The sequence below is a fragment of the Stenotrophomonas sp. YJH_SMC_69 genome (assembly GCF_059370495.1).
Genome location: NZ_JCAFTS010000006.1, coordinates 158,789 through 174,785, shown reverse-complemented (window position 1 = coordinate 174,785; position 15,997 = coordinate 158,789). Strand labels below are relative to the sequence as shown.

At 65.2% G+C, this 15,997-nt stretch carries 17 protein-coding genes and 1 tRNA gene; 6 read left to right on the top strand and 12 right to left on the bottom strand.

The genetic code is table 11. The annotated features are described in order from the left end of the window. Positions 1 to 654: 654 nt before the first annotated feature. The 11 genes from AC5P8F_RS12645 to AC5P8F_RS12595 form a co-directional block, all read right to left on the bottom strand. Complete coding sequence (locus AC5P8F_RS12645; protein ID WP_126411299.1) at positions 655 to 1,023, bottom strand: hypothetical protein; 369 nt, start codon at positions 1,021 to 1,023, stop codon at positions 655 to 657. 735 nt (positions 1,024 to 1,758) lie between these two features. Continuing rightward, the gene (locus AC5P8F_RS12640) at positions 1,759 to 2,145 is read right to left on the bottom strand and encodes a hypothetical protein (RefSeq protein ID WP_032957214.1); all 387 of its coding nucleotides are present in this window, start codon (positions 2,143 to 2,145) and stop codon (positions 1,759 to 1,761) included. A 531-nt stretch (positions 2,146 to 2,676) separates the two neighbouring features. Then, positions 2,677 to 4,047, bottom strand: a complete 1,371-nt coding sequence (locus tag AC5P8F_RS12635; protein ID WP_032957212.1) for a sensor histidine kinase — start codon at positions 4,045 to 4,047, stop codon at positions 2,677 to 2,679. Continuing rightward, positions 4,010 to 4,687: a response regulator transcription factor gene (locus AC5P8F_RS12630; RefSeq protein WP_005410804.1), complete on the bottom strand. Its 678-nt coding sequence runs from the start codon at positions 4,685 to 4,687 to the stop codon at positions 4,010 to 4,012. The genes AC5P8F_RS12635 and AC5P8F_RS12630 overlap by 38 nt, the downstream gene beginning before the upstream one ends. Before the next feature lie 162 nt (positions 4,688 to 4,849). After that, entirely contained in the window at positions 4,850 to 5,311 is a 462-nt protein-coding gene (locus tag AC5P8F_RS12625; RefSeq protein ID WP_014648206.1) for a hypothetical protein, read from the bottom strand. Between the two features lie 114 nt (positions 5,312 to 5,425). After that, positions 5,426 to 5,896, bottom strand: coding sequence for a hypothetical protein (locus AC5P8F_RS12620; RefSeq protein WP_197621383.1), 471 nt, complete (start codon positions 5,894 to 5,896; stop codon positions 5,426 to 5,428). A gap of 95 nt (positions 5,897 to 5,991) precedes the next feature. Continuing rightward, positions 5,992 to 6,471 (bottom strand): hypothetical protein, encoded by a 480-nt coding sequence (locus tag AC5P8F_RS12615; RefSeq protein WP_032957208.1) that lies wholly within the window; start codon positions 6,469 to 6,471, stop codon positions 5,992 to 5,994. 258 nt (positions 6,472 to 6,729) lie between these two features. Then, entirely contained in the window at positions 6,730 to 7,608 is an 879-nt protein-coding gene (gene rimK, locus AC5P8F_RS12610; protein ID WP_005418651.1) for a 30S ribosomal protein S6--L-glutamate ligase, read from the bottom strand. A gap of 177 nt (positions 7,609 to 7,785) precedes the next feature. After that, entirely contained in the window at positions 7,786 to 8,004 is a 219-nt protein-coding gene (locus tag AC5P8F_RS12605; RefSeq protein WP_049440387.1) for a hypothetical protein, read from the bottom strand. A gap of 123 nt (positions 8,005 to 8,127) precedes the next feature. Next, positions 8,128 to 8,201: transfer RNA gene (locus AC5P8F_RS12600), tRNA-Gly, on the bottom strand. Between the two features lie 160 nt (positions 8,202 to 8,361). Next, positions 8,362 to 10,215 (bottom strand): autotransporter outer membrane beta-barrel domain-containing protein, encoded by a 1,854-nt coding sequence (locus AC5P8F_RS12595; RefSeq protein ID WP_495228285.1) that lies wholly within the window; start codon positions 10,213 to 10,215, stop codon positions 8,362 to 8,364. A 207-nt stretch (positions 10,216 to 10,422) separates the two neighbouring features. On the opposite strand from AC5P8F_RS12595, the gene thiS reads away from it, so the two are divergent. The 4 genes from thiS (at position 10,423) to AC5P8F_RS12575 (ending at position 14,145) form a co-directional block, all read left to right on the top strand. After that, complete coding sequence (thiS, locus tag AC5P8F_RS12590) at positions 10,423 to 10,623, top strand: sulfur carrier protein ThiS (protein WP_005418796.1); 201 nt, start codon at positions 10,423 to 10,425, stop codon at positions 10,621 to 10,623. Positions 10,624 to 10,741: 118 nt separating this feature from the next. After that, positions 10,742 to 11,536, top strand: coding sequence for a thiazole synthase (locus AC5P8F_RS12585; RefSeq protein ID WP_495228283.1), 795 nt, complete (start codon positions 10,742 to 10,744; stop codon positions 11,534 to 11,536). Next, positions 11,536 to 12,270: a tRNA (guanosine(46)-N7)-methyltransferase TrmB gene (gene trmB / locus AC5P8F_RS12580; RefSeq protein WP_014648215.1), complete on the top strand. Its 735-nt coding sequence runs from the start codon at positions 11,536 to 11,538 to the stop codon at positions 12,268 to 12,270. The genes AC5P8F_RS12585 and trmB overlap by 1 nt, the downstream gene beginning before the upstream one ends. 27 nt (positions 12,271 to 12,297) lie before the next feature. Next, positions 12,298 to 14,145: an SLC13 family permease gene (locus AC5P8F_RS12575; protein ID WP_032957191.1), complete on the top strand. Its 1,848-nt coding sequence runs from the start codon at positions 12,298 to 12,300 to the stop codon at positions 14,143 to 14,145. 242 nt (positions 14,146 to 14,387) lie between these two features. Here AC5P8F_RS12575 and AC5P8F_RS12570 read toward each other — a convergent pair whose 3' ends face one another. After that, positions 14,388 to 14,723, bottom strand: a complete 336-nt coding sequence (locus tag AC5P8F_RS12570) for a Rieske (2Fe-2S) protein (protein WP_012511947.1) — start codon at positions 14,721 to 14,723, stop codon at positions 14,388 to 14,390. Positions 14,724 to 14,901: 178 nt separating this feature from the next. On the opposite strand from AC5P8F_RS12570, the gene AC5P8F_RS12565 reads away from it, so the two are divergent. Then, positions 14,902 to 15,183 (top strand): hypothetical protein, encoded by a 282-nt coding sequence (locus tag AC5P8F_RS12565; RefSeq protein ID WP_005410817.1) that lies wholly within the window; start codon positions 14,902 to 14,904, stop codon positions 15,181 to 15,183. A 75-nt stretch (positions 15,184 to 15,258) separates the two neighbouring features. Continuing rightward, positions 15,259 to 15,975 carry a fumarylacetoacetate hydrolase family protein gene (locus AC5P8F_RS12560; protein WP_019660190.1) on the top strand — a complete coding sequence of 239 codons (717 nt, stop codon included), beginning with the start codon at positions 15,259 to 15,261 and terminating at the stop codon, positions 15,973 to 15,975. Positions 15,976 to 15,997: the final 22 nt, after the last annotated feature.

Below are 15,997 nucleotides of genomic sequence, written 5' to 3'. Positions count from 1 at the left end.
ACTTGGATCTTCTGAGATATTTCATCCGCTCATCCCTATCGACGTCGGCGTCCCTTTTTTTGCCTACGCCTTTCCGCTGAGCCCTTTCCGTGCCAAACCACAACAGAAACAAAAATGAACATCACTCCCGCAACAACCCAGGAAAAGCCCATCAATCTGTTGTAGGCCGACTGTCCGAATAAACGAATCAAGGCGCTATACAGACCACAGTTCGCTCGGCAAGGACCCGTCCCAATCAATGCATCGTCCATGACTGCAACGCCATACACGACCATCAGTACACCCACGAGACATCCGAAAATACGCAAGGCGAGCATCTTCATTCCTTAATTCGCGTCAAAGATTCCGCCATTGGCATAAAGAGCTCCAACTACCGGGCGCGCACCTGGAGAGCGCCCTACCGCGCTTTCGGATCCACCTGCCAGCATTTCAGGCAATCTCCAGCCCAGGATTCAACGACGGAGCATTCACTCGCCGCAATATGATTGCGCACTTCACCGCCCACTACGGGCCAGCATAGCCAACGGGGTCTTCCCAAGCGCCCAGCAAGCCACGGTTACCGGCCGTAACGTGCGCAAGGTGCCGATTCACATGAACCCTTGGTCGATGTTGGCCTTTAGCTCGGCGTTCAACAGCTCGGGCCTGAATCAAGATTCAATTCAAACTCCAGCTAGAGACAAGCCCCCTCACCGAATGACCCAAATCCAGACCAACGGAATCAACACGACGAGATAGGTAGAGAATGACAACCAGAATATCGCAAGAAGCATCCTTCGGGCACCAGAAGCCACCCAGAACACCTGCCGCCAGCCACAAAATGGATACTTCCGCATCAAGTGATCCCGCTCCAGAATCGCAGGCCTCCCAAGTGAGATCCACAGCTCCGGGGAATTTCTTTTTAACTCCCAAACAAGAATAAGCCTTGAAGCGATCGCGATCATTAGCATCACGGCTGCCAATACACAAAGCAATTCGAATATGGATTCTAAGGGCATTCGCAGCTACTCCATCTGACACCAGCACCCAAGAGACTGCTTTGCGCAATGACGTAACTCGCCGTGGCATTCCACCGCCTTTGGCCAACGATTCCCACTGACGAGACCGCACCAATTTTCATAGCTGAATGGGAGAGCCCCCGCCGAAGCTCGGCATCCGCCTCGTAAAGTCTTGAGAAATGCCTTTCGTAGCAGTCTCTCGTTACCCGCTCCTGAGCGTTTGCATTGAGTGAGAAGATCCCACCTAGCATCGGGATCAAGTCAGGAAATCCGAAAGCCGTTGCAGTCCGGCACAGATGCGCAACCCGATCTTTCAATGAGGCGCCCGCGGTGGTCTCGCGTCGTTGCGGCTAGCGCGCATCCGGTCGAATCTAAACACAGAACAGCCACAACCACCTCCCTGTGGAAAAAAGCGAAAGAACGCAACGCTGTAAGAGCGCGCCCAAGTCCAAGCATTAGTCTTCCGAAAGCCTGTACACAGCTTCCTTCTGACTCTACACAGGAGAAGCTTCCTGTGAAACCTTCGTGGCGCGTTCAGAGACGGAGTATTGGATTGTGGCAATTGAGCTGCAACCCCCTCCCGCCTCATCGTGGCAAGCGAGTTCATCGCATCTGCCCATCGTTAGGGGTAGCACGACATAACAGCAGTTTGTGCCCCCCCCCCAAGCAGCGCGCGAAGCGCGCCACAAGCGGACCACAGAAAGCGTACGCGCGACCCAAGGCAGTTGCGGCAGCAGCTCGCGCATCCACGCATTGCGTGGACCTACTCCAGCTGCAGGCGGGCATAACGGGCCAGTTCTCGTGCGCCGAGCAGCAGGCCGTCGACGACATCCGGGCTCAGCTGCTGGTGGGCACCGCCCTGTTCGCGGGCGGCTTCGGCGGCGTGCAGCACCTGCATGAGTGCATTCAAGCCGGCCAGGGTGCGGCTGAGACCGGCCATGGTGGCCGCCTGGGCAGGGCTGAGGCCCTGCGCTTCCAGTCGCCGGCCGTCGGCGGCATCGCGGCCGTCCATGCGGGCAAGCAACGCAGGCAGCAGATCTTTCGGATCATCGAGCAGGGTTTCGATGCGCGCGGCGACGTCGGCCGGCAGCAGGTCAGCGGCTTCGCCGATCAGGGCGTGCAGTTGAGGGAACACGGGGCGTGCGGACATGGTGAATCTCCTCGCAGACGACGAGCCACCTGCGGATGCGAGGTGGCGGACGGTGCGGGTTGGCGTACCGGAGATCCGACATTCAGCAAAAATACTCCAGCGGATTCTGATGAATCCCCACGCACCGCCCGCCGAAGCAAGGCACGCGGTGCATTTTCAACGACTGGCCGAGGGGCCGTCGAAGAGAGCTGAATGTTGGTTTTTTTCAGGACGCCAATCCCGGCCAGGGCACCTGCCCCGGCCGCCCCATCTGGCCATCACGCAGCGCTGTGATCTGTAAGGAAATTCTCAAGCCGCTGTTGGGTGTACGAATGCGTGCATGCGGACACGCGCGCTACGTGGCAACGGTCACGGTGATGTCGTGTTGGGCTTCTGGCCCATCCTTCCTGCGAGGGGAATTCGGTGGCACAAGCGACAGAGGGCGCGACACGAACCCGCTGTGGAGCCGAGCCTATGCTCGGCTTCGGGAAGCCACGGCAGCCGAGCGCAGGCTCGGCTCTACAAGTGGAGCACCCACCCAAGCAGGGGCCCTTACAACGGCTTCGGCGAGAACGTCAGCGTGGCGATCACGCCGCGCTCGCCACCGGGGCGCACGCTTACCTGCCAGCCGTACAGATCGCACAGGCGGCTGACGATCGACAGGCCGATGCCACCGCCCTGCGAATGGCCGGCATGGGTGCCGCGATAGCCGCGCTGGAACAGCTTGGCGGCGTCTTCTTCGCTCAGGCCCGGGCCGCTGTCAGTCACCGACACTGAATTGCTGCCGACAAAGACGCGCACTTCGCCATCCTGCGAGTACTTCACCGCGTTGCCGATCAGGTTGCCCAGCGCCACCGACAAGGCCGCCTCCGGCGCATCGATCACCAGGTTGCGCTCGCCTTCCAGCGCCAGCTCCAGCGGCTTGCCACCCAGCTGGGCGCGGTGGGCGTCCAGCAGCTGTTCGGCCACGCGCGCGACGTTGCTGGTGCCCTGCCCGCGCTCGTTGCGCGACAGCAGCAGCAGCGCGCCGATCAGGTCGCTGCACTGCTGTTCGGCGCGTTGGATGCGCTGTAGCCGCTGCAGCACCTTCTCATCCAGGCCGGGCCGGGTCAGCAGCAGTTCGGTGGCGCCACGGATCACCGCCAGCGGCGTGCGCAGTTCGTGGCTGACGTCGGCATTGAACTCGCGGTCGCGCTGCACCACTTCGGTCAGTCGCGACGAATAATCATCCAGCGCCTGCGCCAGCTGCCCCACTTCGTCGTCGGGGAAACGCGGCGCCAGCGGCTCGGGATCACTGGTGCCGCCGCGATAGGCACGCAGCCGCGCGGCCAGGTCCGAAACCGGCTTCATCACCTTCGATGCCGACCACCAGCCCAGCACCAGCGACAACAGGCTGAACACCAGCACCGACAGCACCAGCGCGCGGTTGAGCTGCTGCCCACCGCGCACGCTGTCGGTCATGTCATAGGCCAGGAACGCCCAGGCGTCGGGCGTCTTGCGCACGGCCAGCTTGTAGGAATAGCGCTGGCCGCGCTCGTCCACGCCGCCCATGTTGTACAGGCCATCCTTGAACTCATACCAGTCCGGCTCTTCCTCGCGCAGCGCGTCAAACTTGTCAGGCTTGATCAGGCGCGCACGCATCTGCTGCACGGGCAGGTCGGGGTTGCGATCCGGGCTCTCGTAGAACCGCCGCACGTACTCGTTGATGTTGCGGTTCATCACGTCTTCCACCAGCTGGTTTTCCACGCGCATGCGGGCCCAGTTGGTGGCAAACGCGAACAGTGTCGTCAGGCAGAAGCCCAACAACACGAACGAGACGATGATGCGGCTGCGCAGGCGCCGCCGATACGGCGAACGCCGGCGCTCCCCCTTGGTTGCCACGGAATCAGGCTTCCGGGGTGGCGATGCGGTATCCGATGCCATGGCGGGTCTGGATCAGCGGCACTTCAAACGGCTTGTCGACCACCGCACGCAGGCCGTGGATGTGGACACGCAGCGAATCCGAGTCGGGCAGCTCCTCGCCCCACACGCGGGTTTCCAGCTCCTGGCGGGTGACCACGGCCGGCGCGGCCTCCATCAGGGCCTGCAGGATCTTCAGCGCGGTCGGGTTGAGTTGCAGCAGCTTGCCCTGGCGGCGCACTTCCAGCGTGTCCAGGTTGTATTCCAGGTCGCCGGTTTCCAGCACGCGGGTCTGCACGCCCTTGCCGCGGCGCGACAGCGCGTTCAAGCGCACTTCCACTTCCTGCAGCGCGAACGGCTTGATCAGGTAGTCATCGGCGCCGGAATCGAAACCGGCCAGCTTGTTGTCCAGCGAGTCGCGGGCGGTCAGCATCAGCACCGGGGTCTGCTTGCGCGCTTCGTTGCGCAGCTTGCGGCACACTTCGATGCCATCCATGCCCGGCAGGTTCAGGTCCAGAACGATGGCGTCGAACTCGTGGACCACGGCCAGGTGCAGGCCGGTCACGCCGTCGGCGGCGAAGTCCACGGTGTGGCCACGATCCTCAAGGTAGTCGCCAAGGTTGGCGGCGATGTCGCTGTTGTCTTCGATTACGAGAATGCGCACTGGGACCTCTGGTTCTTGAAGGGTCGTCGGGGGGCCAGGCCCACCCGCTCAGGATGCCCCTGCGTGGGTGGACGCGACGTCTACCTGCTGAACGATACAGGTTCCATTCTTAACATTTCGTACCGAAGGGCCGACACCGGCAAAAGCCCCCTCGGCGAGCGGTCAGCGGCTGATGCGCTGCTGGTCGGTCAACGCCCGGCGGCTGTCTTCCTGGGCCTTGCGACGCTGGGCCACGGTCAGGCAGACGCTGGTCGGCATGTTGCTGCCGGTAAGGCGCTCGCGGCGGCAGATCATGCGGCTGTCGGCCTGGGCGCGGGTCATGATGGTGTTGACGATCTCCTGCTCGTTGAACAGGTCGTTGCGCTCCTGCGGGGCCAGCTCATCCACCTTCTCCCGGCCATTCATCTTGATCCGGATCCGGTTCAGTGCCTGCTGCACGCGACTCTTGTCCTCCAGCCCGATCTCGCTGTAGTCCTCGCTGCCCATGGCCGTTTCAACACGGCGGATCTGCTCGGACACCGGGGTGAAGGCATCCATCTGCACGGTGTCCTTCTGCGCCTTGGCCTGCACGGTGGCTACCAGGCCGAGCGACAGCATCAGGGCAAGTGTCGTATTGCGGTACATGACGAGCTCCATGTTCGTCCATGAATAGGGTCTCGACTTTACGATTCCGCCGATGCGCCCACAAGGGACGCACGGCAGGTGACCGATGGCGGCATGCGATCGGTCCGGCAGCGATCAGGGCTTGTAGTTGTTGAAGCGCTGGTTGTCGTTGAGCGCCTTGCGGCTGTCTTCCTGCGCCTTGCGGCGCTGGGCCACGGTCAGGCAGACACTCTGCGGCATGTTGCTGCCAGTGGTGCGTTCACGACGGCAGACCATGCGGCTGTCGGCGTGGGCGCGGGTCATGATCGTGTTGATCACTTCCTGGTCGTTGAAGATCTCGGTGCGGTCCTGCGGACTGACCTGCTCCACGCGTTCGTGGTCGCCCATCTTGATCTTGATGCGGCCCAGCGCCTGCTGCACGCGGCTTTTGTCTTCCAGCCCGATCTCGCTGTAGTCCTCGCTGTTGATCGCCGTCTCAACGTTGCGGATCTGTTCGGCCACCGGTGCGTTGGCGTCGAACTTCACCTGCCCTTTCTCGGGCTTGGCGTTGGCGGTGGTGGCCAGGGCCAGGCCCAGCATCAGGGCGAAGGGGGTCATGCGCTGCATCGTTACCTCCAGGTTCTTCCATGAGTGGAACATCGATCCTGCGGTGCCACCGATGCGCCGTCACAGCACGCTCGATGGGCCGAAGGGCGGTGCGGTCAACGCCCGGCGGGCGGTGGGCTGAGCGTGTTGTAGCTGCGCTGGTCGTTGATCAGCGCCTTGCCTTTCTCTTCGATCCGGCGCCGTTCGGCCACGGTCAGGCAGCGGCTCTTGGGCATGTTGCTGCCGGTGGTGCGTTCGTACCTGCAGATCTGCCGGCTGTCTTCATGGCCACGCGCCAACAGGGTGTTGATGCGTTCCTGCTCGTTGAAGACCTCGGCCTGCAGCTGCGGCGGCAGCTCCTGCACGGTCTGGCGTTCGCCCATGTGCTGGCGGATACGCGACAGCGACTGCTGCACCTGGCCGCGATCCTCGGCGGACAGTTCGGCATAGTCGGGGGCGGCCAGGGCGGTTTCCACCTGACGCATCTGCTCGGCGACCGACCCCTGCCGGTCCATCTGTACAGCCACTTTCTCCGGCTTGGCGGCAACAGCGCCAGACAGGCCCAGCAGCAACGCGATCATCATGATGCGGTACATCGCCAACCTCCCGATCCATCCCGGAACGAAGGGCCAACTCTACGACCGTCACGCGGCCTCCACAAGAGACCTTGGGCATGGGGCCGACAGGCATAAAAAAGGCCCAGACGGTGCACCCGCCTGGGCCTGAAGTCGTATCCCGATACCGATCCTGCTGAGAGGCAGAGCTGCGGTTCGCTGAAGCCTACGCCCGATCCGATTAAAGCCTCGTTAAAGGCCCGGATCATTTGCCGGTGAGAATCATAACCCCATGGATAATCAGGGTTTTTTGATCTTCTCTACGTGCTCGATGATGCGTGTCGCCACGTCGACCCCGCAGGCCGCTTCGATGCCTTCCAGCCCGGGCGTGGAGTTGACCTCCAGCACCAGCGGGCCGCGCGCGGAACGGATCAGGTCCACGCCGCAGACCGACAGGCCCAGCGCCTTCGCCGAACGCACCGCCACCTGCTGCTCGGCACGGCTGGCCTTGGCCGCCACGGCGGTACCCCCGGCGTGCAGGTTGGAGCGGAAGTCGCCCTCCGGTGCCTGCCGCTGCATCGACGCCACCACCTGGTCGCCCACCACGAAGCAGCGCAGGTCGGCCCCCTTGGCCTCGCCGATGAATTCCTGCATCAGGAAGTTGGCGTACAGGCCGCGCAGCGCTTCGACGATGCCGCGCGAGGCACTGGCCTTCTCGGTCAGGATCACGCCGCGCCCCTGGGTGCCTTCATTGAGCTTCACCACGTGCGGCGGCGGGCCCAGCATGGACAGCAGGTCGACGGTGTCGTCGGGGTTGTCGCCGAACACGGTGACCGGCATGTCGATGCCCTTGGCCGCCAGCAGCTGGTGCGCGCGCAGCTTGTCGCGCGAACGCAGGATGGCGTCGGACGGATTGGGCGTGCGCGCGCCCATCAGCTCGAACTGGCGCAGCACCGCGGTGCCGTAGCGGGTGATCGAGGCACCGATGCGCGGAATGACCATGTCCACGCCGGTCATTGGCCGGCCCTTGTAGTGCATGGAAAAGCCATCGGCGGCGATGCGCATGTAGCAGCGCAACGGGTCCAGGATGCGCACGGTGTGGCCGCGCGCGCGCGCCGCCTCGACCAGCCGACGGGTGGAATACAGGGAGCTGTTGCGGGACAGGATGGCGAGCTTCATCGCGGTGGGATCGGTCGGCAGGCGCGAAGCATAGCGCGGGCGTGTGGCGGGTGGATGATGCCTGGCCCGTGCTGCCTGCGCCGGTAGTGGCCGGCTCCTGCGGCGACGATTCCGGCGAAAGAGTAACCGTCGCCGGATACACCACAGGCCCGCATCACCATGCGGGCTGGTTCCGCTTCAGAACCCGCGCGCGGATTCACCCAGCGCTGCGATGCAGGCCATCTGCGTGACCGATCCGGCCGAGGTCCCCTCATAGATCTGCCACAGAAGCTGCGCGGCCTTCGGCCCACCGGCGCGACCCAGTGCGCGCACTGCCTCCAGCTGGCGGGAGGTGCCGGCACCGGAGTTCTTGTAGATCTCATGAAGGCTGCCGACGACGTCGTCCTTCGTTTCCATGCGCTGCTTCCGTGTAGGAAATGCGGCAACGCTAACCGGGCGCGTATGGGCGTGGATATGAAACTAATCAGAAATGAAGAAGGCCGCTGATGAGCGGCCTTCTGTCTACGCGCGTGGCGCGATTGGAGCGGGCGATGGGAATCGAACCCACGTCAGTAGCTTGGGAAGCTACAGCTCTACCATTGAGCTACGCCCGCAGTGCGCGGTGAAAGTCTATGCGGTTGGGCCAGTGTTGCGCAATGGCAGCATGCCGCAATGGGGTCAGAGCCGTTTCCTGGCGGAAACGGATCCGACCCCCGGCGCAACAGGTCAGAGCCCTTTCCTTTCGGAAAGGGATCCGACCCCGGCGGGTGCTGCTTAGAACGTGCCGCTGAAGTTGGCGAACAGGGTAGCGTCCTGCGCGCGCTTCTGGCCGGTCGAAGCGCTCAGGCCGAAGTTGCTCTGCAGGCCAAACAGCTCGGTGCGGGCGCCCAGCACGACGGTGGCGTAGTTCTTGTCGAACTTCAGGCCCGGCACGCGGTAGCTGCCCAGTTCCGGCAGGGTCTTCAACCAGGCGCTGGCCTGCTTGGTGTCCTCGAACTCGTGATCGTAGGTCACCTGCGCGTACGGCTTGACGGCGCCGCCATCGAAGCGGGCCTGCCAGCCGAGGCGGCCGACGGTCGAATCGACGTTCTGGCGGTCGTAGCCCAGTGCGGTGGCCAGGGTGCCGGCCGCGGCGCTTTCGGTGTAGCCGTCGATCTTCACCTTCTGCCAGATCACCGAGGCGATCGGGCCGTGGCGGAAGCCGCCTTCGGTGCCGAACTCGTAACCGGCGTTCAGGGCGGCGGTCAGGTTGCTGCCGTCCGGCGAACCACCATGCTCACGGGTGGCCGGGCCCAGCTGGACCTTGCGGTTAACGTCATAGGACAGCCAGGTGTAGCTGACCTGGCCGTTCACCCAGATGCGATCGCCGTACCAGCCGGCGAACAGACCTGCGGTGGTGTCCTTCTGGGTGAAGTCGCCACGGCTGTTGCCGAAGTCGGCGCTGAGGCGGCCGAAGCCGGCGAAACCGCCGAACACCATGCCGTCGCGGGCCCAGTCGATACCGAACAGGCCGGCCGGGGCCAGGCCGTCGTACAGGTCGGCGTGGTCGTAGCGCTGCAGGTCGCCACGCACGCCCCCCCACCAGGACAGGCCGTCAGCCGGCCGACCACCCAGGTGCATGCTGACCTGGTCGGCGCGCGAGCGGCCGATGGTCTGTGCCGAGTGGCTCAGCACCTGCTGCAGGCGCGGGCCTTCCAGCACCGAGACCGCGTACTGGCCCAGCAGCTGATGACCGGCAGTGGTCGGGTGCACGCCATCGGCAAACAGGTAGGTGTTGGCCGCATCCGGGCTGACGTAGCTGGTCGGGTTGCAGGTCAGGATGCTCTGCGTCGAGTTGGCCGGATCGATCTTGCAGGCGGTGCTGGTGACGTTGGTGAAGCCGTACATGCCCGGGTTGGCGGTCACTTCACGCAGGATGCTGAAGGTGTCGAGCGGAATGAACTCGATGCCCGCCTGCTTCAGACCACCGTACAGGGCCTTGTTGTAACCGGCCGACAGTGCAGTGGCGGCGGCGGCGTTGGGGCCACGGAACTGCGGAGTGATGCCCACGTCCGGCAGATTCGGCACGAGCACGTACTGGGCACCGGCCTGCTTCAGGGCGCCCACCAGCGCGATCTGGTCGATGACCGCGGCGCCGATGATGCCCTGCACCTGGGCCTGCGAGGCACCACCGGCCGCTGCGCGCGTGGCCGCGAACAGATCATTGGCACCGCCCCATACGGTGTACAGGGCATTGGCGTCAGCCTTGCCACCATTCGCAGCAAGGTAACGGGTCGCCTGCGACTTCAGCGACGGAATGGCTCCGAGGCCACCCGCTTCGTCGGCCGATACACGGGCGCCGCCGACGGCGTAGTTGTCACCGTTCTGGCCATTGCCGTTGGGCGTGCCGTTGAGGCCGTAGTAGTTGGCGACCTGCTGCGCCCACACCCAACCCGGGTTGGTGGTGAACTGGCCGGTCACCGGACGCACATCGGCCGGCAGCAGCGGGCGGAAATAGCCAGCGTCGGTCAGGCTGTCACCGAAGAACACGGCCTTGGAATAGGGGGATTCGCCTGCCATGGCCGGAAGCGCGGCCAGCGCGATCGCGGCCGCCATCAGGGAGCGGATCGGGCGTTTGCTGAGCAGCATGTAAAAAACTCCTGTGGGGATATCGTTGAGGACCCGGCGGACGTACGCCGGCGCACGGTGAATGGTTCCACTGCGCCGCGTTTTGCTCACGCTGCGCCGCCGCATGGATTGTCGCCTGAGGGCGCTGGACCACGCTGTGCCGGGGCTGGCGATCAACGAAATTTGCAAGGGTTCCGATCCGCGCAGGCCATCGGCGACAATGCGGCGATGAACATCCAGCTCAACGGCGAACCCCGTACCCTGCCCGCTTCGGCGACCCTCCACGACCTGCTGCAGGCCGAGCAGCTGCTGCAGCGCCGGGTGGCGGTGGAGGTCAACGGCGAGATCGTCAGCCGCAGCCGCCATGGCGAGCACGTCCTGGCCGAAGGCGACGTGGTGGAGATCGTGCACGCGCTGGGCGGGGGCTGAGGCCTGCGCGGCTGTTCAGGGGTCAGATCCCTTTGCCGATGACAAAGGGATCTGACCCCACGCTCGACCCCGCCCTCTGCGTGACCCCATCTTCAGGCGGATAAGCGATAATCGCGCCATGAACGTTCATGTCTCCCCCGATTCGCTGGTGATCGCCGGCAAGACCTATGGCTCGCGGCTGCTGACCGGCACCGGCAAGTTCAAGGACCTGGAAGAAACCCGCGTGGCCACCGAGGCCGCTGGCGCCCAGATCGTCACCGTGGCCATCCGCCGCACCAACATCGGGCAGAACCCGGGCGAGCCGAACCTGCTGGACGTGCTGCCGCCGGAGCGCTTCACCATCCTGCCCAACACCGCCGGCTGCTACACCGCCGAGGACGCCGTGCGTACCTGCCGGCTGGCCCGTGAGCTGCTGGACGGCCACAACCTGACCAAGCTGGAAGTGCTGGGCGACCAGAAGACCCTTTACCCGGACGTGATGCAGACCCTGAAGGCCGCCGAGCAGCTGGTCAAGGACGGTTTCGAGGTGATGGTCTATACCTCCGACGACCCGATCCTGGCCAAGCGCCTGGAAGAGATCGGCTGCGCTGCGGTGATGCCGCTGGCCGCGCCGATCGGCTCGGGCCTGGGCATCCAGAACAAGTACAACCTGCTGCAGATCATCGAAGACGCCAAGGTGCCGATCATCGTCGACGCCGGCGTCGGTACCGCTTCGGATGCGGCGATCGCGATGGAGCTGGGCTGCGACGGCGTGCTGATGAACACCGCCATTGCCGGTGCGCGCAGCCCGGTGCTGATGGCCAGTGCGATGCGCAAGGCGGTCGAGGCCGGTCGCGAGGCCTTCCTTGCCGGGCGCATCCCGCGCAAGCGCTACGCCAGCGCCTCCTCGCCGGTGGATGGGCTGATCGGCTGATGACCAATCCTTTTGACAGCGCCGGTTCCAAGGCCCCGCCCAAGCCCTTCACCGTGAGCGAGGGCCGCCGCGAGGTGCGCAGCTTCGTGTTGCGCCAGGGCCGCTTCACCCCTGCCCAGCAGCGCGCGTTCGACGAACGCTGGCCGCGCTTCGGCATCGATTACAACGGCCAGCTGCGTGACCTGGACGCCACCTTCGGCCGCCCGGCACACAAGGTGCTGGAAATCGGCTTCGGCAACGGTGCCGCGCTGCGCTTCGCCGCCCAGCACGACCCGTCGCGCGACTACATCGGCATCGAGGTGCACGCCCCGGGCGTGGGCCGTCTGCTGAACGCGCTGGCCGAGGACAATGCCGACCACGTGCGCCTGTACCACCACGATGCGGTGGAAGTGCTGCAGAACGAGATCGCCGACGGCGCGCTCGATGAAGTGCGCATCTACTTCCCGGACCCGTGGCACAAGAAGCGCCACAACAAGCGCCGCCTGCTGCAGCCGGCGTTCGCCGAACTGCTGGTGCGCAAGCTGCGCCCGGGTGGCCGCCTGCACTGCGCGACCGACTGGGAAGACTACGCCGAGCAGATGTGGGATGTGCTCGATGCCACCGCCGGCCTGGTCAACCGTGCCGGCCCGCGTGGCAGCGTGCCGCGCCCGGACTGGCGCCCGCAGACCCACTTCGAGACCCGCGGCCAGAAGCTCGGCCATGGCGTCTGGGACCTGCTGTACGACCGCACCTGACGATCGCCTGAGGACGCCGCGCCCCACATGGATACCGCGCTGACGCTGACCAACGACATGAAGCTCGTGCTCGGGCTGGTCGGCTTCACGATGGCGATGTTCCTGTTCGAGCGCATCCGCGCCGACGTGGTCGCGCTGGTGGTGCTGGTGGTGCTCGGTGTCACCGGACTGATCGCGCCGGAGGAAATCTTCGGCGGTTTCTCCGGTAACGCGGTGATGAGCATCATCGCCACCACCATCCTCGGTGCGGGTCTGGACCGCACCGGGGCGCTGAACCGGCTGGCCGCCTGGCTGCTGCGGCGCGGCCACGGTGTCGAGCAGCGGCTGCTGATGATGACCACGGCCATCGCCGGCCTGAACTCATCCTTCATGCAGAACCCGTCGGTGATGGCGTTGTACCTGCCGGTCGCCTCGCGACTGGCAGCGCGCACCGGGCTGACGATGCAGCGCCTGCTGCTGCCGATCTCGGCGGCGATCGTGATGGGCGGCGCGCTGACCATGGTCGGCAATTCGCCGCTGATCCTGCTGAACGATCTGCTGGCCTCGGCCAACAACAACCTGCCCTCCGGCCTGGCCACCATCGAGCCGCTGCGCATGTTCGCGCCGCTGCCGATCGGCGTGGCACTGCTGGTCGCCTCGCTGCTGTACTTCCGCTACTACGGCGACCGCAAGCTGATCGAGGAAGAAAACCTGGTCAACGACGGGGTCACCCCGGCGCGAACCGAGAGCTACTTTGCCAAGACCTACGGCATCGAAGGCGATGTGTTCGAGCTGGTGGTCAGCGCCGAAAGCCCGCTGGTCGGCATGACCCTGGGCGAGGCCGAGACCCTGCACGATGCGCCACTGCTGCTGGCCCTGAAGACCGGCAATGACACCCGCCTGGCGCCGCCGGCGGAGATGCGCATCTGGGTCGGCAGCGTGCTCGGTGCGATGGGCCCGCGCCAGCAGATCAGCGACTTCGCGCAGAACCAGTTCCTGCGCATGTCCTCGCGCCTGAAGCACCTGGGCGACCTGTTCAACCCCAGCCGCGCCGGCATTTCCGAGGCGGTGGTGCCGCCGACCTCGAACGTGATCGGCAAGAGTGCGGCCGACCTGCGCCTGCGCAAGGAGCGCGGCATCAGCCTGCTGGCGATCAACCGTGACAAGCAGGTGATCCGCGAGGACGTGCGTGACGTGCAGCTGCGCGCCGGTGACATGCTGGTGTTCCACAGCATCTGGACCGACCTGGCGCAGGCTGCCAAGAGCCGCGACTTCGTGGTGGTGACCGACTACCCGACCGGCGAGCAGCGCCCGCACAAGTTCAAGATCGCGATGGCGATCTTCGCGTTGACCATCCTGATCGCGCTGACCAGCAAGCTGCCGGTGGCGCTGACGCTGATGACCGGCGTGGCCGGCATGCTGCTGACCGGCGTGCTGCGCATGGACGAGGCCTATGCCTCGATCAACTGGAAGACGGTGTTCATGATGGCCGGGCTGATTCCGCTCGGCTGGGCGATGGACTCCAGCGGTGCGGCCGCGTGGGTGGCCGGCCATACCATCGACAAGCTGCCGACCGGCATTCCGGTGTGGGTGCTGGAGGTGGCGCTGGCGCTGCTGACCACGGCGTTCTCGCTGGTGATCAGCCATGTGGGCGCGACCATCGTGATGGTCCCCATTGCGGTGAACCTGGCACTGGCGGCGGGTGGCAACCCGACCGCGTTCGCACTGATCGTGGCGCTGTCGGCGTCCAACAACCTGATGACGGCCTCCAACCCGGTGATCTCGATGATCACCGGCCCGGCCAACTACACCCCGCGCGAGATGTGGCGGGTCGGCGGCCCGTTGTCGCTGATCTACACCTGCGTGGTGGTGCTGATGATCAACCTGATGTTCTGAGGGTTGGGGTTTGTTGGCAGGGCTGCGCCCTGCACCCGCCGAATCAACGTCAACGTCAAAGGCTGGCATTCGGTGGCATGGCAGGTTGCCGCGATCTGTCAGAACGGCGTCGTGCATCGCTTTGGTAGGTGTCGACCTTGGTCGACACGGCTTTTGTAGCGTCGAGCCGTGCTCGACTGCTCCTGGCGTGATGGGGTCAGAGCCGTTTTCCTCCGGAAAACGGATCCGCCCTCTAGCCAGCCTCAGGCCAGGTAGACCTGCCCGTCGCGCACGTCCACCGGCACCGCGCGCAGGCGGTCGCCCTTGCACGGGCCGGCGATGCAGTCGCCACTGTCCAGCGCGAACGACGCGCCATGCGCGGCGCACACCAGGTGGCCCTCGCGGCTCTTCAGGAACTGCCCCGGCGCCCAGTCCAGGCGGCGGCCGGCATGCGGGCAGATGTTCAGGAATGCGCGCACCTGCGCGCCGTCGCGGTACAGCACCAGCGATTCAGCATCTCCATCGACCACCGCTTCGACCTCGGCAAACGCGCCATCGGCAATGGCATCCAGGGCGATCAGGGCAGCAGCGGCAGTCATGGCGAAGGCTCGTACGGTAAACCCGCATTGTCGCATGCCCACTCAGGTGACTGGCTGCGACATGAACACAAGTCATTGATCCGTAATAAGCACAGGCTATATTTAACGAGTTTTTCACTCAATGACAGTGGCGCGTCCCGATACTCTGGTTTCGCTGATCCCAGCCTATCGAGCCGCCATGTTCAATCGCGCATCCGCCTTCAACCAGTTCCGCACCCTGTTCGCGCCGCGCAAGCCGCGCCACCCGCTGGTGCGCGTTGCCGTGGGCCTGCTTGGCCTGGCGATCCTGGCCGCGATGGTGTTCATCGGTGTGTTCGTCGGTGCGGCGATGATCCTGGTCGGCCTGGCGTGGAAGCTGCTGGCCTCGCGCAAGCCGGGTGTTGCCCGCCCGGTCGACCCGACCGTGGTCGAAGGCGAGTACCGCGTGGTACGCAAGCCGGTGTTGCCGGCCTCGCGCTGATCCACCTCCTGCGCGCCCGCTGACGGCGGGCGCCATGCGTTCTAGACTGCGGGCACGCTCTTCCTGGATGCCCGCATGTCCGATGTCTCCGATGTGATCCCTGCCGTAGCCCTGCCGCGTGTGCCGGTAGCCGGTGGTGGCAGTTTCCCCGTGCACCGTATCTACTGCGTCGGCCGCAATTTCGCCGACCACGCCCGCGAAATGGGTGCGGCGGTGCCGGCGGCCGATGACCGTGGCCGCCCGATGTTCTTCAGCAAGCCGGCCGATGCGATCGTGGTCGGCCACGACGATGCAATCCCCTACCCGCCAGCGACCGCCAACCTGCACCACGAAGTGGAGCTGGTGGTGGCGATCGGCCGCGATGCGCCCGCCGGCGAGCTGGCCGTGGCCGACGCCGACGCACTGGTCTACGGCTATGCCGTCGGCCTGGACCTGACCCGCCGCGACCTGCAGGCCGCGGCCAAGGACAAGGGCCACCCGTGGGACGCGGCCAAGGGCTTCGACGCCTCCGCGCCGATCAGCGAAATCGTCCACGCCGAGGAAGTCGGCGACCTGGCCGCGCTGAACCTGTCGCTGGAGGTCAACGGCGAGGTGCGCCAGCAGGCACTGCTCGACCAGATGATCTGGAACGTGCCGGAGATCCTGCATGAGCTGTCCAAGCTGTGGCAGCTGCGTGCCGGCGACCTGGTGTTCATGGGCACGCCGTCTGGCGTGGCCGCGCTCAAGCCCGGCGACCGCTTCAGCGCGCGCCTGGAAAACGTGGCCGAACGCCACGGCGTGATCGCCGGCTGACATCACCTGCGCTACCCTGCGC